The 17034-nt window shown below is 69.3% G+C and carries 18 protein-coding genes and 1 pseudogene; 8 read left to right on the top strand and 11 right to left on the bottom strand.

Annotated features, from left to right (window positions below; all coding sequences use genetic code 11):
• Positions 1 to 164 precede the first annotated feature (164 nt).
• The 3 genes from ASG41_RS25520 to ASG41_RS23765 form a co-directional block, all read left to right on the top strand.
• Positions 165 to 793: GAF domain-containing protein (locus ASG41_RS25520; protein WP_369800057.1), on the top strand; the 629-nt coding region annotated here is incomplete at its 3' end.
• A gap of 535 nt (positions 794 to 1328) precedes the next feature.
• Positions 1329 to 1556 (top strand): ANTAR domain-containing response regulator, encoded by a 228-nt coding sequence (locus ASG41_RS25525; protein WP_369800062.1) that lies wholly within the window; start codon positions 1329 to 1331, stop codon positions 1554 to 1556.
• A 110-nt stretch (positions 1557 to 1666) separates the two neighbouring features.
• Positions 1667 to 2185 (top strand): ATP-binding protein, encoded by a 519-nt coding sequence (locus tag ASG41_RS23765; RefSeq protein WP_162245578.1) that lies wholly within the window; start codon positions 1667 to 1669, stop codon positions 2183 to 2185.
• Between the two features lie 48 nt (positions 2186 to 2233).
• Here the strand turns inward: ASG41_RS23765 and ASG41_RS17970 are convergent, their stop codons facing one another.
• Together ASG41_RS17970 and ASG41_RS17975 are read right to left on the bottom strand one after the other, a co-directional pair.
• A complete protein-coding gene (locus tag ASG41_RS17970) occupies positions 2234 to 2644 on the bottom strand; it encodes an STAS domain-containing protein (RefSeq protein WP_235564897.1) in 411 nt (136 codons plus the stop codon).
• Between the two features lie 502 nt (positions 2645 to 3146).
• Positions 3147 to 3434, bottom strand: a complete 288-nt coding sequence (locus tag ASG41_RS17975; protein WP_082557086.1) for an EAL domain-containing protein — start codon at positions 3432 to 3434, stop codon at positions 3147 to 3149.
• A gap of 9 nt (positions 3435 to 3443) precedes the next feature.
• On the opposite strand from ASG41_RS17975, the pseudogene ASG41_RS23235 reads away from it, so the two are divergent.
• Positions 3444 to 3548 (top strand): annotated as a pseudogene (locus tag ASG41_RS23235) (integrase core domain-containing protein); the annotation flags it as partial.
• Here ASG41_RS23235 and ASG41_RS25530 read toward each other — a convergent pair.
• From ASG41_RS25530 to ASG41_RS18010, 9 genes are all read right to left on the bottom strand, one after another.
• Positions 3529 to 3747 carry a helix-turn-helix transcriptional regulator gene (locus ASG41_RS25530; RefSeq protein WP_162245580.1) on the bottom strand — a complete coding sequence of 73 codons (219 nt, stop codon included), beginning with the start codon at positions 3745 to 3747 and terminating at the stop codon, positions 3529 to 3531. The pseudogene ASG41_RS23235 and the gene ASG41_RS25530 sit on opposite strands and share 20 nt — an antisense overlap.
• Complete coding sequence (locus ASG41_RS25535; protein ID WP_082557088.1) at positions 3732 to 4034, bottom strand: helix-turn-helix transcriptional regulator; 303 nt, start codon at positions 4032 to 4034, stop codon at positions 3732 to 3734. The genes ASG41_RS25530 and ASG41_RS25535 overlap by 16 nt, the downstream gene beginning before the upstream one ends.
• Before the next feature lie 65 nt (positions 4035 to 4099).
• A complete protein-coding gene (locus ASG41_RS17980) occupies positions 4100 to 5290 on the bottom strand; it encodes a cytochrome P450 (protein WP_056298365.1) in 1191 nt (396 codons plus the stop codon).
• A 49-nt stretch (positions 5291 to 5339) separates the two neighbouring features.
• A complete protein-coding gene (locus ASG41_RS17985) occupies positions 5340 to 5789 on the bottom strand; it encodes a flavodoxin domain-containing protein (RefSeq protein ID WP_056298368.1) in 450 nt (149 codons plus the stop codon).
• Positions 5786 to 7027 (bottom strand): FAD-dependent oxidoreductase, encoded by a 1242-nt coding sequence (locus ASG41_RS17990; RefSeq protein ID WP_056298371.1) that lies wholly within the window; start codon positions 7025 to 7027, stop codon positions 5786 to 5788. Before ASG41_RS17990 ends, ASG41_RS17985 begins: the two co-directional genes overlap by 4 nt.
• A 154-nt stretch (positions 7028 to 7181) precedes the next feature.
• Positions 7182 to 8075 carry a fumarylacetoacetate hydrolase family protein gene (locus tag ASG41_RS17995; protein ID WP_056298375.1) on the bottom strand — a complete coding sequence of 298 codons (894 nt, stop codon included), beginning with the start codon at positions 8073 to 8075 and terminating at the stop codon, positions 7182 to 7184.
• Positions 8076 to 8118: 43 nt separating this feature from the next.
• Positions 8119 to 9489 carry an NAD-dependent succinate-semialdehyde dehydrogenase gene (locus ASG41_RS18000; protein WP_056298377.1) on the bottom strand — a complete coding sequence of 457 codons (1371 nt, stop codon included), beginning with the start codon at positions 9487 to 9489 and terminating at the stop codon, positions 8119 to 8121.
• 31 nt (positions 9490 to 9520) lie between these two features.
• Complete coding sequence (locus ASG41_RS18005) at positions 9521 to 11143, bottom strand: flavin-containing monooxygenase (RefSeq protein ID WP_369800058.1); 1623 nt, start codon at positions 11141 to 11143, stop codon at positions 9521 to 9523.
• Positions 11144 to 11320: 177 nt separating this feature from the next.
• The gene (locus tag ASG41_RS18010) at positions 11321 to 12247 is read right to left on the bottom strand and encodes a LysR family transcriptional regulator (protein WP_056299027.1); all 927 of its coding nucleotides are present in this window, start codon (positions 12245 to 12247) and stop codon (positions 11321 to 11323) included.
• Positions 12248 to 12520: 273 nt separating this feature from the next.
• On the opposite strand from ASG41_RS18010, the gene ASG41_RS18015 reads away from it, so the two are divergent.
• The 4 genes from ASG41_RS18015 to ASG41_RS18030 all read left to right on the top strand — a co-directional run bounded on the left by ASG41_RS18015 (position 12521) and on the right by ASG41_RS18030 (position 17027).
• Positions 12521 to 13498 carry a C-terminal binding protein gene (locus ASG41_RS18015; protein WP_056298382.1) on the top strand — a complete coding sequence of 326 codons (978 nt, stop codon included), beginning with the start codon at positions 12521 to 12523 and terminating at the stop codon, positions 13496 to 13498.
• A gap of 101 nt (positions 13499 to 13599) precedes the next feature.
• Positions 13600 to 14382: a TetR/AcrR family transcriptional regulator gene (locus ASG41_RS18020; RefSeq protein ID WP_056298384.1), complete on the top strand. Its 783-nt coding sequence runs from the start codon at positions 13600 to 13602 to the stop codon at positions 14380 to 14382.
• Positions 14383 to 14499: 117 nt separating this feature from the next.
• On the top strand, positions 14500 to 15699 hold the full coding sequence (locus ASG41_RS18025; RefSeq protein WP_056298387.1) for an NADP-dependent malic enzyme: 1200 nt from the start codon (positions 14500 to 14502) through the stop codon (positions 15697 to 15699).
• Between the two features lie 77 nt (positions 15700 to 15776).
• A complete protein-coding gene (locus ASG41_RS18030) occupies positions 15777 to 17027 on the top strand; it encodes an MFS transporter (RefSeq protein ID WP_082557122.1) in 1251 nt (416 codons plus the stop codon).
• Positions 17028 to 17034: the final 7 nt, after the last annotated feature.

The raw sequence follows: 17034 nt of genomic DNA on the forward strand, positions 1-17034 counted from the left end.
CATGTGAACCCGAACCCGGCGTACGCGGCCCAGAGGGCTACGGTGCTGGTCAGGCCGCTCCGGCGGTGCTCGTCCAATCAAGGGCGCACCCACGTCACACCCCTGCCGGGTGTGACCGTCACGGCGTAGCTGCCCGGCAGCACGCCGGGATCGGTGCGACCCCGATGAGCAGTCACATCCCCGCCGACGACACCGCCGATGACCGCGCCGCCGATGACCGGGTGTCTTCGGTGTCCGGTGATCCGGACACGCTGGACCGCGAGACGCATCGGGCAGCCGGGCAGCCGATCACCTCACCGCAGCTGGGGTCGGTCGACGTCGCCGGCCTGGATGCCCTGGGTCGCCTGCTGCTGGGGTCGGAGTCGATCGCCTCGGTGCTGCACCGGGCGGCCAGCTACGCCCACCGGGCGTTGTCGGTGGCCCAGGAGGTGTCGGTGTCGCTGATCTCAGGCGGGCACCGGGCATCGGCTGCCTGGACGGGGCTGCTGGCCTTCGAGCTGGATGAGTGCCAACACGGCACGGGGTACGGGCCGTGCCTGGAGGCCGCCCGCACCGGCACCATCGTCGTCATCGAGGACACCGCCACCGAGACCCGGTGGCCGGAGTTCGTGGCCCTGGCGGCCCGGCAGGGGGTGGGGTCCACGCTGTCGGTGCCCATCCCGATCGCCGGCGACGCCCAGGCCGCCTTGAACCTGTACGCCGCCACGGCGGGGGCCTTCGAGCCGCTGGCCGTGGCCGGGGCCCGGCACGTGGCCGGGCAGGTGGCCGGAGGGCCGGACCTGGCTGGACCTGCNTCGTCGTCATCGAGGACACCGCCACCGAGACCCGGTGGCCGGAGTTCGTGGCCCTGGCGGCCCGGCAGGGGGTGGGGTCCACGCTGTCGGTGCCCATCCCGATCGCCGGCGACGCCCAGGCCGCCTTGAACCTGTACGCCTCCACGGCGGGGGCCTTCGAGCCGCTGGCCGTGGCCGGGGCCCGGCACGTGGCCGGGCAGGTGGCCGCGGCGATCGCGAACATGCACGACCTGGAGACCGCCCGCAGCGAAGTCACCAACCTGCAGGCCGCGCTGCAGACCCGCGCCGGCATCGAGCAGGCCAAGGGCATCNATCGTCGTCATCGAGGACACCGCCACCGAGACCCGGTGGCCGGAGTTCGTGGCCCTGGCGGCCCGGCAGGGGGTGGGGTCCACGCTGTCGGTGCCCATCCCGATCGCCGGCGACGCCCAGGCCGCCTTGAACCTGTACGCCKCCACGGCGGGGGCCTTCGAGCCGCTGGCCGTGGCCGGGGCCCGGCACGTGGCCGGGCAGGTGGCCGCGGCGATCGCGAACATGCACGACCTGGAGACCGCCCGCAGCGAAGTCACCAACCTGCAGGCCGCGCTGCAGACCCGCGCCGGCATCGAGCAGGCCAAGGGCATCCTGATGGCCGTACACGGCTGCAGCGCCGAGGAGGCGTTCGCGATCTTGTCCAAGGAGTCCCAGGACACCAACACCAAGCTGCGCGAGGTCGCCGAGCAGGTCGTGGCCCGGATGCGGGGGCAGTCGACCGGTCTGTAGGCGCTGCCGTTGCACCGAGCGATGTGGGATCTCGGGTGCCCGGGCCGGGATCGTGGCGAACTGCATCCTCGCGCAACGAGGGGTCCAACAGAGTGGCCAGGCGTGGTGCGGTGGAGGTACTGGTGAGGCAGGAGGGTGCGGGGGATGCCCCTGCTGGCTCCTCCGAGGGTCACCTGCATCTGGCCGCCTCATGGCAGCGTGATGCACCGCCCCCACCGGCCGACCCAGCACGGCTGGTCCTCCAGCTCCGTTCGCTGCGCGGGCTGAGCAGTGTGCGCCGCCAGGTCGGGGAGTTCCTGCGGACCTCGTTGCCCCCAGCGCTGGGCGATGGTGTCGTCGACGACGCTGTCGACAGCGCGGTGCTGGTGATCGATGAGATGACGTCGAATGCCCTTCGACACGGACGCCCCCCCTCGGACTTGCACATCGGGGACGAGCCCGGCCGCTGGACGGTCGTGGTCACCGATGCAGCGCCGGACCTGGTGCCCGTGCCCGCCGTGAACCGGCCGGCTGGTGCCGGCGGCTACGGCCTGTACGTGATCACCGACCTCACCGCCAGCCACGGCGTGCACTACGAACGGGACCGCAAGATGGTCTGGGCGACCGTGCTCAAGCCGGACGGCCCATGACCTGCCCCGATCGCGACGTGGGCAGGTCCGGCAGGCCAGCCGCCTGGATCAGGCCGCTGGCCGGCGGCCGAACGCCCGCTGCTGGCCGACGCCGCCGTCACGGGCAGGCACGTCAACGACGTGCCCTGCAAGGCCAACGAGGTCCAGGAGGCGTGCCAGGTGCGGCCGCGGTGCGTGCAGGGTCAGCGGGATGGCGTGCCGGCTGGCGGTGTGGCTGGTCTGCACGAGCAACCGCAGGCCGCAGGCGCCACAGAACGACACCCGGGACAGGTCGATGGCCACCGAGGCCGGCGCAGTGCGCCACACGTTGTCCAGGGCTCGTGCCAGCGGGTAGCTGGTGAAGGAGTCGATCTGCCCGCCGACAGTCAGCAGGGGCCGCCCGGGCACGCTCAGCACCACCCAGCAGCCCCCATCGTCGTGCAGGCGCTCGCCGGGCAGGATGCTCGCGACGGGCTTCATCTGCGCCGCGGGATCCTGCACGGGAGCACACATGGCTGCCTCTCCGCCCAGCAGCTCCGCGACCCGGCTGTTGCCGGACTGGCTGAACTGAGCCCCCCCGCTGGTCGCCCACCCCAGGACCTGGGGTGGGCGTGGGGGACTCTCCTCCGCCCCGGCCCGCACTGTCCACCGACCGAAGGCTTGATCTCCCAGCTCGTGCACCGGGTGGCACTGTGCGGGACCCAGATCACGACATCTGCTCGCGGAGCCAGCAGGGACGACGCGCCCTCGTGCAGTCGGAGGAGTGCGCTGATCACGAGGACGACCGTGGCGCGCCAGGGGATGCCTTCGCTACGGCGGGCAGGGAGGCCCACAGCCCGTGGATCGACATGCCGCGCCGAAGGTGTGTCCACCGCGGTCCCGGGCCGAGCGAGTGAGTCGGGGCAGAGCGGGGTTGTGCGCGGCGTCGTCACGTCAGATGCCCACTGCGTCGACCAGGTCGTGGAGCCACATGCCGGCGGCGTCAGCGGCCTCGGAGGAGGGGCGAGGTCGCCGAGGTCGGGAACAGGGGAGCGGGCTTGCGGGCCAGGCGGAACCATTCGTCGATCGGTTGCGGGCGTCCGGTGAGGTAGCCCTGGGGGCTGTCGCATCCCAGCTCGTGGGCCAGTCGGATGCTGTGTCGAACGATGGCGACGGCGGCTGGGTCGCTGTTGATGCCGGTGATGAGTGCTCGGTCGAACTTGACCTCGTCCACGGGCAGGCGGTGGAGGTAGGCCAACGAGCTGCAGCCGGTTCCGTAGTCGTGCAGCAGTCCCCAGCTCTGTCAGGCTGGCTGCACCACTACAACCACCACCGGCCCCACACCGCCCTGGGCAACCTCCCACCCATCACCCGGTGCACCAACGTCACCGAGCAGTACAGCTAGGCGTCGCTGATCCCGAGGTGATCAGCTCAGGGACGGCCACGCCAAGTACATGAGCGATGGCCGGCAGGTGATGACGTGGGATCGGTGTGATCCCGCGTTCCCAGTGGGACCACGTGGAGCGCGAAACACCCAAGGCCTGGGAGACGTGGGCGCCCGGTAGCTTCGTACGCGCTGTCAGCGCCGCTAGATCAGGGAGCACGACCGCATCCGCGCGGCTGGGGGATGGCCTACCAGTGCCTCGGTAAGACAGCCAGGAGCGGTTTTTAGCAGGCGGGCCAAGTGGGTTTGGTAGGACGGCGCCGGGCTATGTGTGCCGGCTTCCCAGTGGGCAATTGTTGAACGGGACACTCCCAGTTCGGTCGCGAGACCTGCTGCAGTAAAGCCGGCCACCCGACGAAGTTGGGCAAGGGTGGGCGGTGAGATTGATGCCTCGGACGCTTCATCAAAGTGCCCGTCAGCCGCCGGTATCGATCGATGCAACGTCATCCCCAAGCCAGACGTCTGGCTCACCGACGATGCTTGAAGCACTGCCGGTGAGCCAGACGGGGATGTCAGGGCAGCAACCGGACCGGCATGTGCTCGAAGGCCACGAGACGGTCGGTCCGGACCTCCGTCGGGGAACTGACCAGCTCGATACCGGAGTATCGCTTGGCGACCTCGGTCAGCACGGCGTCGACCTCGGCCCGGGCCAGCATCTGCCCGGCGCAGGAGTGCACGCCCAGTCCGAAGGTGAGGTTGCGGCTCTCGTCCGGGGAGCGGGTGTGGTCGAATTCGTGCGGAGCACTGAACACCGCAGGGTCACGGTTTGCTGCGCCGATGGGGAACTTGACGCAGGAGCCCGCGGGTACCGCGACACCGTGGATGTCGATGTCCTCGGTCGGGAAGCGGGTGATGATCAGTTCGACGGGGTTCAGGCGAGCGACCTCGTTGACGATGTTCTCCCGGCTGGCAGGTTCATCGCGGTAGACCTGCATGATGTCCGGACGCTCGGCGAACAGCTTGATCGCCGAACCGATGAGGTAGGCGGGATTCGGCCCGCCGGACATGTAGAGGATGACCGTGGTCTCGAGGACCTCCCGCCAGGTCAGCTCACCTCGGGCGTGCGCTGCAAGCAGGTCATCAGCCAGCCCGACGCCCGGCTCGGCCTGCTTAGCACGTAGGTGCTGTTCGGTCTCGGCGAACAGGTAGTCCAGCCCGGCCTGGCTGGTGGCGGCGATCTCGTGGCCGGGCGCGGTGGCGTTGATGAGCATGGCATCCCACAGCGCCCAGAAGATCCGCTCGACGTCGCCTTCGGGCATGTCCAGCATTCGGCACATCGTGATGTGGGTCGGGCTGACCCCGATGTCGAAGTGGGCGTCGACGACCTGGCCAGGCTCAAGTGCGTCGAGGAAGGCAGCGGTCAGCTCGCTGGTCGTCGCCGACCACTTGGCCGCGCTCTTGGGGGACAGCCAACGGTTGGTCAGCCGCCGCATCCGGGTGTGCAGCGGGGGGTCCAAGGACAGCACCGTGCTGTTGAAGATCTGCCACGGGTGACTCTCCGCCCACCCCGGCTCCACGATGCTCATGACCGGCAACCGCGCGGCGTGCATGGTGTCCCCGTGGCCGAGCACCACGAAGGTCCCGTCGCCTGTGCGGTGCACCGGGGCGATCTGGCGGGCCCGGTCGTACCAAGGGTGCGGGTCGGCCCGGAACGCCTCGTCGTTCCAGGGAAACAGGTCCTCGGTCGGGGGCGAGACGGTCATGGCAATCCTTCGGGAGTAGGAGCAGAGGTTGAAGCGGGAGAGCGGAGTCTCAGGCTGAGACGCCGAGCAGCGTGGTTGCCCACTCCTGGGCGAGATCGGTGGCCGGCTCGCCGGACGCGGCGTCGTGCTTGGCGGTCTCACCCAGCTGACGCGCCCCGAGCTCGACGAGGGTCGACCGCAGGGTGTCGATGCCGTTGTTGTAGGTCTCGTAGACGCTGTCACCCAAACCGAAAGCCCCGAACGACAAGCCGCTGAGGTCGGGCCGCTGCTCGACCAGCTGGTCATGGAAAGGGGCGGTGGTCTCGGGCAGGTCGCCCTCCCCGTAGGTCGAGGTGATGAACACAGCCCGCTCAATGTCAGCCAGGTCGGCGATGTCGATGTCGGCCATCTCGACGATGACGGTCTGCAGGCCCTGGCCCTGCAGGACCTCGGCGACGTCATCGGCGACCATCTCGGCGTTGCCTGACTCGGTGCCGTAGTAGATGTGGACGATGCTCATCGGTTGCTCCTCGGGTGGGTTGCTGGGCTGTCGGTGGTCGGGCGGACCAGATCGCCGATTCCGGCGGCGACAAGGAGCTCGTCCCGGCTGGTGAACTTCGTGCGACACCGATCAGGGGCCGCACGTTCGACCTCAGCCCGGTCGATGGACTGCCAGTCGGTGAACGAGGTCCGATCGGTCGGCAGTCGATCACCCAGTCCACCGAGACCCGGACGGGTCGCCGGTGGCACCGTCTCCAGGTACTCGGAGACGGCAAGGGCGGTGGCGATGGCCAGCTTGCGGTTCTCGGCGAGGTTTCCCAGTCGCCCGCTCATGCATCCACCTACGGAGAACATGTGGTCGGCATCCATGCTGGGCACGACGGGGTGCTCGGGTGCCAGGTCGAAACCGATGGCCGAGACGACAGTGTCGACGGTCAGGTTGTGCTCGGTCTCCTCATCGGTGCTGGTGACCACCACAGCAAGGCCATCTGCGGACTCGATGCGGCGCAGGCGTTGACGGAAGCGGATATCGATGACGACGGCGTCCTCGGGCAGGTCGGCACCCCGGGCGACGGCCCCGTCAGGGTGGGGCACGCCGTCGACACGCAGGTCGACGGCGGAGACGTGGGCCAGCTCCTTGACCATCGAGGGGTCCCACCTGGCCTGGTCGGGGGTGCTGCGGCCGAGGATGTGGATGGTGCGTACACCTCGCCGGACGAGGCCGTCCCGCGCGTCGTCGTTGATGTCGGACCCGGAGAGCTCTGCTGCAGACTTGGTGAGCAGGCGGGCCAGATCGGCGGCCACGTTCCCGGTGCCCACGATGGCGATGTGCTGACCGAGGTCGGGAATGCCGGTCCTGCGTGCAGGGACGTCTGGGTCGGAGTTGATCAACCGCAGCAGAGCGCCGGAACCGAGGACGGTTGCCCCCGGATCTTGGGGCACACCCAGAGGTCGATCGGCCGGCAGCCCGGTGGCCACGACCACCGCGTCGAAGGTCTCGGTGAGGTCGTTCCAGCTGAGGGGGCCGTCGTCGTGGATACGGACGTTGCCGGCGAAGTGGACGTCGGGCTGCCCGAACAGCCTGTCGAACTGCCGGTGGACACCCTTGGCGCCCTGGTGATCGGGTGCGATTCCGTACCGGATCAGTCCATACGGGGTCGGCAGGGAGTCGAAGACGACCACTTCGACGTCGGGCTGCTTCTTGCGCAGCGCCAGGGCGGTGAAGCAACCGGAAGGTCCGCATCCGACGACGGCCACCCGGTGCGCCGGGGTTCGCCGGGAAGCGGTCGACCCTTGATCGGGACGGCATGCGGTCATCGAGTGGTGTCTCCTTCCAGATCAGTGTTGTCGGGGCCTGCGGTCACGTGCCACGAGTTCGGCGCACTGGCACGTGACCGCAGGGATCAGTGGGTCAGCGGACGGTGTTGCGCACGGAGCCCACGTGTTGCACGCGGACCTCCACGGTGCTGCCGGGGGCCAACCACCGGGGCGGTGTGCGCTTGGATCCGATGCCCTCGGGGGTGCCGGTGGCGATGATGTCGCCGGGGGACAGCTCGAGGAACTGGGACACGTAGGACACGATCGCTGCGACGGAGAAGATCATCCGAGCCGTGGTCGAGGACTGCATCTGCTCGCCGTCGACCCAGGTGGATACCTGCAGGTTCTGCACATCGCCGACCTCATCGAGGGTGACCAGGGCAGGTCCGCAGGGAGTCGAGCCGTCCACGGCCTTGCCGGGCAGCCACTGGGTGCCGTTGTACTGCAGATCCCGGGCCGTCAGGTCGTTCACGACGGTCAACCCGGCCACATGGTCCAGCGCCTGCTCCTCGGTGACCCGACGACACCGCCGGCCGATGACCACGCCGACCTCGCCCTCGAAGTCCAACTTGTCCGACACGCTGGAGCAGGCGATGTCGTCGGCAGGTCCGATCAGGGTGCTGGCGAACTTGGCGAAGACGTCGGGGTGCGTGGGCAGCGCTCGTCCGGTCTCCCCGACGTGGTCGGCGTAGTTCAACCCGATGCACAGCACCTTGGCCGGGTCGGTGACGGGCGGACCGAGGTGCACCTCGTCGACGGAGCCCACAGCCGTGGGCGAGCCGGCAGCCAACTGCTGGTCGACTGCGGCGCTCAGCTCGGGCAGCTGGTCACCGAACCTGTCCAGAACGGTGCGCACCGTCAGCGCGGTCGCGTCGTCCACGCCGTAGGTGGTGCCGCGCAGGAGTCGGGCGAGGTCGTACACCGAGTCCTCGACCAAGATTCCGGCCTGGTGGGCGTTGGCGCCGCGGGCGTAGCTGACCAGCTTCATCGGATCCCCCGCAGGTCGTGGTGCACGGCGGGCTGGTGGGCAATCACAGGAAACGCACCAGCTTCTTGTTCGCGAACTCGTCGAGCCCGAAGCGCCCCAGCTCGCGACCCATGCCCGAGGCCTTGACGCCGCCGAAGGGCATGTTGGGCAGGCTGCGGGTGGGGCCGTTGATGCCGACCATGCCTGCCTCGAGGCGGCTCGCGACCTGGTCGCCGAGCTCGAGGTCGCGGGTGAACACCGCAGAGCCCAAGCCGAAGCGGGAGTCGTTGGCCAGCTCGACAGCCTCGGACACGGAGTCGACGCGGTAGAGGACGGCGACCGGCCCGAAGATCTCCTCGGCGTAGGCCCGCATCTGCGGGGTGACCCCGGTCAGCACGGTGGCGGGGTAGAAGGCGCCGGGGCCCTCGGGGACGACCCCGCCCAGGTGCAGCGTCGCGCCGTGGGCGACGGCGTCCTCGACCTGCTCGGCGACCTCGCGGCGGCCGGACTCCGACGCCATCGGGCCCATCTTGGTGGTGGGGTCGACCGGGTCCCCGGTGGTCCACTTGCCGGCGCGCTCCAGGAAGGCGGCCAGGAACTCGTCCCACACGTCGGTGTGCACGATGATCCGCTTGGCCGAGGTGCAGGACTGGCCGGCGTTGGCGAAGCGGTTGGCGTCCGCGGCGGTCACCGCGGTCTCCAGGTCGGCATCGGCCAACACCAAGTAGGGGTCGGACCCGCCCAGCTCCAGGACGACCTTCTTCAGGTGCCGGCCGGCCTGCTCGGCGACGGCCCGCCCAGCTTCCTCCGAACCGGTCAACGACACCCCGTGGACACGGTCGTCGGCGATAATGTCGTTGACCTGCCCGGCCGGGATGACCAGGTTCTCGTAGAGGCCTTCCGGTGCGCCCGCGTCGGCGGCGATCTGCGCCAGCGCGAGGCTGGTCTGCACGCAAGAGCGGGCGTGCTTGAGCAGCACCGGATTGCCCAGGATCAAGCTGGGGGCCACGAACCGAGCCACCTGGTACAGCGGGAAGTTCCACGGCATGACCCCGAGCAGCGGGCCGATGGCGCTGGTGCGGACCAGGGCTCGACCGCCGCCGGCGATGTCGAGCTCCTCGTCGGCCAGCAGCGTCGGACCCTGCTGGGCGTAGTAGTCAAAGATGGTGGCCGACAGCTCCACTTCGCCCTCGGCCTGGGCCAGTGGTTTGCCCATCTCGGTGGCCACGAGGCGGGCGAGCTCGCTCTTGCGCTCACGGTGCAGCTGCGCGATGCGGGTCAGCACCTTGCCGCGGTCGGCGAGGGATGTCTCGCCCCAGGTCGTGTAGGCCTGGGTGGCGCGAGCCAGAGCGGCGTCGACCTGGTCGGCGGTCATGAGTTCGTGCTCGGCGATCGGGTCGCCGGTCAGTGGGCTGATCGTCTGGAAGGTGGGCATCGGTGACCTCCGGGGGATCGGTGTTGGGGAATCAGTGCGCGGCAGGGGCGGAGGTGCGGTAGCTGGGAAAGCCTTGGGTGGACTCCTGGTCGGAGATCTCCAGGTATTTGTCCAGGCCGCCGACGTAGAAGTTGGCCGTCTTGGGCTTGCGCTTGCCCGGGATGTTCGCGCCGAAGATCCAGGACTCGGTCTCCAGGAACAGGGAGCCCTCCAGCGCCTCGAGGCAGGTGGTGAGCCAAGCGTCCTCGTCCTCGGGCCGCAGCTCGATAGTGGCGCCGGGCTCGTCCTTCACCGAGGCGATCGCCCGGGCGATCCACCGGCCCTGCACGCCGATGGCGACCGGGTTGTTCACGAATGGGCCGTTGGGGCCCAGGACCATGAACATGTTCGGGAAGCCGGCGACGGTGACGCCCAGATGGCTGCGGGGCCCGTCGGCCCAGTGGTCGGCCAGGGCCTCGCTGTTTCGGCCGCGGATGTCTACGCCGCGGTAGCTGCCGTCCACGGCGTCGAACCCGGTGGCCATCACCAGCACGTCCAGCTCGTGTAGCTCGCCGTCGGCCGTGCGGACGCCCTCGGCGACGAAGGTCTCGATGGGGTTCTCTCGCGTGAAGACCAGGTCCACGTTGGGCTGGTTGAAGATCTCGAAGTAGCCCGAGTCGCAGATCGGGCGGCGGGCGAAGATCTCGGTCGGGGTGAGCTTGCGGGCCGTGTCGGGGTCCTTGACGATCGAGGCGATCTTGCGGTGGATGAAGTCCGCGGCCGCCGCGTTCGCGGCCCGGTCGCTGGTCATGTCGGCGAAGGTCTCGGCGGTGAAGGTGTAGTTCCCGCCCTTTTGCCAGGCCCACTCATAGATCGCCTCGCGCTCCTCGTCGGAGACGTCGAAGGTCTTGCGGGTGGTCTCGTCGACGCCGAACCCGATCTTGCTGGTGGTGAACTCCGACCAACGGTCCTCGATGTCGGTCTTGAACGAGGCCATCTCTTCCGGCGTCCAGGCGCGGTTGCCGGCCGGGACGGTGTACTGCGCGGTGCGCTGGAAGGAGGTCAGGTGGCCCACGACCTTGGCCAGCTCGGTCATCAGCTGTACGCCGGTGGAGCCGTTGCCGATGACCCCGACGCGCTTGCCGGCCAGCTCGAGGTCGGCCGGCCAGTCGCTGGTGTGCACGACGCGTCCGGCGAAGTCCCCAATTCCAGGGAAGTCGGGCACGTTCTTGTTCGACAGCAGCCCCAGAGCGGTGACCAGGAACCGGGCGCGGTAGACGCCCTTGTCCGTCTGGACCACCCAGGTGCTGTTCTCCTCGTCGAAGACCGCGCTCAGCAGCGAGGTCTCAAGCCGGAGGCGGGCGCGCAGACCCCACAGGTCGACGGCGTCCTCGAGGTACTTCTGGATATCCGGGCCGGGCACGTAGCGGGTGGTCCAGCCGGGGTTGGTGGCATCGAAGAGCTCGCGTTCGAACGGGAGCTGGTACATGTAGCTCTGAGTGTCAGACAACGCCCCGGGGTAGCGGTTGGCGTACCAGGTGCCGCCGACGGCTGGTGCCCTATCGATGAGCACGGCATCCAGCCCGAGGTCGGCAGTCAGTCTGCGGAGGGCGGTGAGCCCCCCCATCCCAGCTCCCACGACAAGTGCGTCCACCTCGGTCAGCGTGTCGTTCACAGAAATCTCCCACCTTTTTGGGTGACGGTAGAAAAAGTGTTTCTCCCCGCCCTGACAAGCGTGGCCAACGATTCGTTCGCCAGCGTGGTCCTAACGCATGTTAGGCAGATTTCGGCAGTGTGATCTAGGGGATATTCATGCGATCCGTCCACTAAACTGTTCCTGCTGGAGCAACAATTACAGGTGGGTGGTTTCGCCCGGTCCGGTGTCCACCTGTCGACGGATCTCATCCAGCGCCACCTGAACCGCCGGGGTCAGTCCGGTCCGCCGCCAGATGACTCGTAGGTGGACGTCGGGCAAGGGTGCGACATCGGCCGGCGCCAGGGGGACGAAGGTGACATCGGGCCCTTCGTGCCGTTCGGCAGCGGAGGCCAGTGCCAGGTGGCAGCCCACGCCGGCCCCGACCAGTGCGATACAGGAGGCCGTATCGGGGGCGAACTGCACGTTGTCCACCGCAGCCCCGGCGGAGAAGCCGAGGCGCCATAACCGGTCCGTGGTGATGGAGCCTGTCGCGTAGGGCAGCGAGACGAACGGCTCCCGGGCGACCCGCGCGAAGCGCAGGGCGGGTTCACCGGCAAGTCGATGGGTTGCGGGCAAGGCCAAGACCAGGCTGTCGGGCATGACCACCTCGCCGGCGATGCCGGGCGGAAGCTGGTCGAACCGGCCCAGGGCGATGTCAGTGCGCCCTTCGACGATGTTGGCCAGCGCCGGCCTGGAGATGACTTGGCTGGTCAGCTCGAGCCTCACCTGCGGGTGTCGGTCGCGCATGTGACGGGCCAGCGCCGCCAGGACCCGATGGGCTGCCACACCGGAGAACTCCACCCGCGCCACACCGGTTTCGCCTCGCCGGACGCTCTCGGCGGTTTCAGCGACCCGGCGCAACGCCGCGACCGCTTCGCGGGCTGGCTCCAGCAGGGCCCGGCCCAGCGGGGTCAGAGCGACCGAGCGGGTGTTGCGATCGAAGAGGCGGTCGCCGAGCTCGTTCTCCAAGCCGCTGATGGTTCGGCTGAGCGGCGCCTGGGCCATGTAGAGCTGGTCGGCGGCTCGACCGAAGTGCAGATGCTCGGCCACAGCAAGGTATGCCTGCAGATGACGGACGTCCATGAGGACCCTCTCAGAGGTGACTGCCGGCACACTCTACCCGAACAAGTGTTAGTTAGGGAACCGTGTGGAGGTGCCGGCGCCGTTGCCCCACCAGGCGCGGAGGAGCGGACCACCGAACCCCAACTGATCCTCGATCAGCACCACAGTGACGCCATTCCGGAAAGAGACGGATTGGCCCGAGGTATCGCTGTTCTCGCTCGGTAGCGTCGGAATTCATCGGTCCCGCCGTGACGGTGACCGACGATTTCCGACACCTGGGCAGAAGGACGAGTCATGAATTTTGAGACCGCACTAGGCAGTGGTTCGACCGTGACCGGGGGGACGCTCCTGGTGGCTCCCCACCAGTTCCCACACCTGGAACGGGAGGTTGCGCTCGCCGAGGAATTCGGGCTCGAGCTGGTCGCCGCTGAGGACAAGACCGCGTTTCGCGCCGGCATGTCGGAGGCCGCGTTGGTCTTGGTCACTCCTTATGCCAGGGTGGAGCCCGAGGACTTCGCGGCGATGAAGCGTTGCCTGGCGGTGGTTCGCTACGGCATCGGCTACGACAACATCGACGTAGCGGCAGCAGCGACCGCGGGCATCCCGGTGTCCATCGTCCCGGACGGGTCGACAGAGGAAGTTGCCTCGCACGCGCTGGCGCTGGGGCTGTCGCTGGTTCGTCGGGTCCCCGCCGGATCTGCGGCCATCGCCGGTGGGGCATGGGTCGGGAAGATCGCCTACGACGCGCCTCGATTCACCGATCTCGACGTCGGCATCATCGGCTTGGGCCGCATCGGTCGTCAGGTGGCTGACTGGTACTCCGCCTTGGGCGCGACGGTCAAGGTGCACGACCCCTTCATCGAATCCGACCGCAGCTATGCCGTGGTCCCGCTGGAGGACGCGCTGGTGACTTCTGACGTTGTCTCCCTGCACGTCCCCCTGTCCGACCAGACCCGCAACATGATCTCCGCCGACGTGCTCCAGCGGATGCGACCGGGTGCGGTTCTGGTCAACGTCTCGCGAGGGGGCCTGGTGGACGAAGAGGCCCTCGCGGCAGCCTTGACCGCAGGACAGATCGCCGGCGCCGCTCTGGACACCTTTGCCACCGAGCCTGTCTCTGCGGACAACCCGCTGCGGCAGGCACCCAACGCGATCTTGACCCCGCACATGGCTTGGCGCTCGAACCGTGCGGTTGAGGCCGTCCAGCAGGGCGTCATCGACCGTTGTCGCCTCGTGCTGACCGGTCAGCCTCTCATCGACCGAGTCGCCTGAGGAAGGCGCATCACCCGGGTCGTCACTGCGCCGTCCGGGACAACCGGCCGGCGGCTACTTCTCCCAGCCAGTCAGTATCCTTGAACAGGACGGCTTTCGCCATGATGTACGACGGCACTGCCGGCTCCGCCACCGATGTCCGGATGCCTCCCCAAGTCGCCCTGCACGTGGTGCGCCGGCCTGACCGAATCGGAGGGGTGCGTGTGGCCACTCCCTCTCTGAGGCAAGCACTCCAGCACTTCCGGGCTCGACTGCAGCAGTACGACTGGTCGACGCAGACCGACTCCCGCCGTCGGATCCTGGAGGTCTACCTTCAGCTGGCCCTGGTGAAGGGCTTTAACGGCGTCACCATGCGGATGATCGCCAGCGAGCTGCGCATCAAGGCCCCCAGCCTCTACGCGCACTTCCCCCAGGGACGAGATGAGATCGTCTCGGAGTCGATGCGCTGGCATTTCCACAAGTTCGGGGACGCCGTCCTGACCGAGCTGGCCCAGGTCGCCACCCCTGATGACGCGTGGACCGCGCTAGTGCGCGTGCACGTCAGCAGGCAGTTGCAACTGCCGGAAAGCAACCTGTGGGACCTGCTCATCGCCACCGACCGCATGGTCGGGCTGCTACCACCGGAGGTCAGCCGCGAGGCCGATGAGTTGGTCGGCCACTACGAGCAGGTCTGTCTGGCTGCTGCGGTCGAGATGGGCTACACCGAAGCCGACCACGGGCTAGCGGTGGTCATGACCCTGCTGGAAGGGGCGACCCGCTGGTGCGGAACGGTGACTGACCCCCTCCAGCTCGCCACCCATGTGCGACGGGCTGATGAATTGAGCCGCGCCATGCTGGCTCTGACCGCCACCTGGGGCCCAATCGCCCACGAGCAGGTCGGGTAGCGAACCCCCACCCGCGAACTCCCGCTCTTGCCGAGAGCGGTTCACAGCCGGGCCCATTATCGGCGGCACCTGCACGTTCCGTTTGTGGCTCCGGCCCCATCTCTCCAGGAGAGACCCATGCCCCGTTCGACACTGGACGCTCGGCGCCCTGCCGACCGCTTCGCCGACGACCCCGCCTTTGCGGTGCACGAGGGCGGCAAGCTCTCGGTGCGCACCAAGGCCCCGATCACGTCGATCGCCGACCTCGCGCTCACCTACACGCCGGGGGTGGCCCGGGTGTCCAGCGCCATCGCCGCGGAGCCCGAGCTGGCCCGGCGCTTCACCTGGGCGCCCCGGGTGGTCGCGGTGGTCTCCGACGGGACGGCGGTGCTCGGCCTCGGTGACATCGGCCCCGCTGCCGCCCTGCCGGTGATGGAGGGCAAGGCCTGCCTGTTCCGCGAGTTCGCCGACCTGGACAGCGTGCCGATCGTGCTGTCCACCACCGACGTCGACCAGATCGTGGCCACCGTCCTGGCCATCGCGCCGTCCTTCGGCGGGATCAACCTCGAGGACATCAGCGCGCCGCGGTGCTTCGAGGTCGAGGCCCGGCTCAAGGAGCAGCTGTCCATCCCGGTCATGCACGACGACCAGCACGGCACGGCGATCGTCGTCCTGGCCGCGCTGCGCAACGCCGCGAAGGTGACCGGCCGGCAGCTGTCGGACCTGCGGGTCGTGGTCTCCGGCGCCGGCGCGGCCGGGGTGGCCTGCACCAAGATCCTGCTCGAGGCCGGCGTCGGCGAGATCGCCGTCGCCGACTCGCGCGGCCTGCTGCACGCCGGCCGCGAGGGCCTCACCGGCACCAAGCAGTGGCTGGTCGAGCACACCAACCCCAGTGGTCGGTCCGGCACGATGGTCGAGGCCCTCGCGGGCGCCGACGTCTACCTCGGGCTGTCGGGTGGTTCGGTGGCCGAGGAGGCGATCGCGGCCATGGCCCCGGGCTGCATCGTGTTCTCCCTGGCCAACCCCACGCCCGAGGTCGACCCGCAGATGGCCGCCAAGTACGCCGCGGTGGTCGCCACCGGGCGCAGCGACCTGGCCAACCAGATCAACAACGTGCTGGCCTTCCCGGGCGTCTTCCGCGGCGCCATCGACGCCGGGGCCACCGCGATCACCGAGGGCATGAAGCTGGCCGCGGCCACCGCGATCGCCGACGTCGTGGGCGACGAGGTCCGGCCCGACTACATCGTGCCCTCGCCGCTGGACCGTCGCGTCGCCGCGGCCGTGGCCACCGCGGTCGCCGCCGCCGCCCGGGCCGAGGGCGTCCTGCGACGGCCGTGAGCTCGAGTTTCGGGGGCGCCGACGTCCTTCGCCGGCGGGCGGCGGTATCAGCCCTGTACTTCCTGCCCGGCGTGGCAATGGCCACGTGGGTGGTTCGCACCCCCACCGTCCGGGACGCCCTGGATGCCTCCACCGGGGAGATGGGCTGGGTGCTGGCGGGCCTGTCGGGGGGCTCCATGGCCGGGATCCTCGCCTCCGGCCGCCTCGTCGCCCGGTTCGGTGCACGCCGGATCATTGCGGGGGGCACCGCGGCGGTGCTGGCCGGGCTTGTGCTGGTCGGGGTAGGTACCGGGCTGGGGTCGGCAGTAGTTGTCACGGCGGGCCTCGCCGTGCTCGGTGCCGGGATAGGTGGCGGAGACGTAGCGATGAACGTGGAAGGTGCGGCCATCGAGCACCTGAGCGGCCGACCGTTCCTCCCGGTACTGCACGGGTGGTTCAGCCTCGGCACCGTGGTCGGAGCGGTCATCGGCCTCGGGGCGGCGGCGCTAGGCCTCCCGATGGTCTGGCACGCGCTCGGACTGGCGGTTGTCGGCGTGGCCGGAGCGGTGGCGGTGATCGACTGGGTGTCCGCGGAGTCCGGCCGACGGCCAGCGGGTGCCCAGGTCGAGCAGCGGAGGGCATCCGGGGTCCGGCGCTGGCGGGATCGTCGGTTGCTCGTCGTCTGCATCTGCGTCGTCGGGGTCGCCCTGGCCGAGGGAGCGGCGAACGACTGGCTGCCGTTGCTGGTCATCGACGGCCACGGCTTCCCCGATGCCTGGGGCTCAGGCGTCTACGTCATCTTCGCCGCCGCCATGGCCACGGGGCGCTTCGGCGGTGGATGGGTCGTGAACCGGGTGGGGCCAGCCCGCGCCTTGGTGCTCAGCGGGCTGACCGCTGCGACGGGCGTAGCGCTCGTCGTGCTCGTCGACCAGGACGCGATCGTCGTGGGCGCGGTAGTGCTCTGGGGGCTGGGGTCGGCGCTCGGCTTCCCAGTCGTGCTGTCGGCCGCAGGCCGTACCGGGCCCGACTTCGCCGCACGGGTCGCGGCGGTGTCCACGGTCGGCTTCACCGCGTTCCTCGTCGGACCTCCGGTGCTGGGGCTGGTCGGGGAAGACAGTGGGTTGCGGGCCGCCATGTTGGTGCCGCTCGCGTTCATCTTGGTCTCCACGGCGCTGGCCCCGGCGCTCACCCGGGTCGCCCCCATGTCGGCGGGGCGAGGCGTGGCGGCGGACCGGGACCCGTCCTCGGACTGGCCGTGGCTGTGCAGATCGTGCGCCACGATGAACGAACCCCGCCGACGTCGGTGCCGGGACTGCAGGACCAGGCGGGAGTCCGTCGGTGGCAGGTGATAGCGGC

It is taken from the genome of Modestobacter sp. Leaf380 (assembly GCF_001424485.1).
In the GTDB taxonomy this organism is placed as follows: Bacteria; Actinomycetota; Actinomycetes; order Mycobacteriales; family Geodermatophilaceae; genus Klenkia.

Excerpts from the sequence above, each read along its gene's own strand:
- ASG41_RS17970 (WP_235564897.1), bottom strand. The coding sequence starts at position 2,644 with ATGAAGCCCGTCGCGAGCATCCTGCCCGGCGAGCGCCTGCACGACGAT.
- ASG41_RS17985 (WP_056298368.1), bottom strand. The coding sequence starts at position 5,789 with ATGAGCATCGTCCACATCTACTACGGCACCGAGTCAGGCAACGCCGAG.
- ASG41_RS18000 (WP_056298377.1), bottom strand. The coding sequence starts at position 9,489 with ATGCCCACCTTCCAGACGATCAGCCCACTGACCGGCGACCCGATCGCC.
- ASG41_RS18015 (WP_056298382.1), top strand. The coding sequence starts at position 12,521 with ATGAATTTTGAGACCGCACTAGGCAGTGGTTCGACCGTGACCGGGGGG.
- ASG41_RS18025 (WP_056298387.1), top strand. The coding sequence starts at position 14,500 with ATGCCCCGTTCGACACTGGACGCTCGGCGCCCTGCCGACCGCTTCGCC.
- ASG41_RS17995 (WP_056298375.1), bottom strand. The coding sequence starts at position 8,075 with ATGAAGCTGGTCAGCTACGCCCGCGGCGCCAACGCCCACCAGGCCGGA.
- ASG41_RS17980 (WP_056298365.1), bottom strand. The coding sequence starts at position 5,290 with ATGACCGTCTCGCCCCCGACCGAGGACCTGTTTCCCTGGAACGACGAG.
- ASG41_RS25535 (WP_082557088.1), bottom strand. The coding sequence starts at position 4,034 with ATGACGTTGCATCGATCGATACCGGCGGCTGACGGGCACTTTGATGAA.
- ASG41_RS18030 (WP_082557122.1), top strand. The coding sequence starts at position 15,777 with ATGGCCACGTGGGTGGTTCGCACCCCCACCGTCCGGGACGCCCTGGAT.
- ASG41_RS18010 (WP_056299027.1), bottom strand. The coding sequence starts at position 12,247 with ATGGACGTCCGTCATCTGCAGGCATACCTTGCTGTGGCCGAGCATCTG.
- ASG41_RS18020 (WP_056298384.1), top strand. The coding sequence starts at position 13,600 with ATGATGTACGACGGCACTGCCGGCTCCGCCACCGATGTCCGGATGCCT.
- ASG41_RS25525 (WP_369800062.1), top strand. The coding sequence starts at position 1,329 with ATGCACGACCTGGAGACCGCCCGCAGCGAAGTCACCAACCTGCAGGCC.